This is a genomic window from Monashia sp. HAY1-5C, assembly GCF_056755255.1.
Window position 1 is genome coordinate 1 of record NZ_JBPGXG010000908.1, and the last position, 229, is coordinate 229.

Below are 229 nucleotides of genomic sequence, written 5' to 3' on the forward strand. Positions count from 1 at the left end.
GGTCAGTGGATCCGGGCCACTGCAGCGCGAACGGAGACTTCGAAACGAACGGCAGGTAGTCCTTGTCCAAGGACTTGGTGACGGTTCCTACGTCCTTGACCACGTTCCCGTTGGAGTCCAGTTCCTCGATCTTCACCGAGTGCTTCAGGTCCAGGGACGTGCCCGTGCGAACGATCAAGGGAATGGCCTTCGAATCAGCGGTCAGAAGTCCGTCCCGTTTGGCCTGCTG

The 229-nt window shown here is 59.4% G+C and carries 1 protein-coding gene; it reads right to left on the reverse strand.

Annotated features, from left to right (window positions below):
• Nucleotides 1-229: hypothetical protein (locus tag ACR9ZK_RS23920; RefSeq protein ID WP_481344382.1), on the reverse strand; the 229-nt coding region annotated here is incomplete at both ends.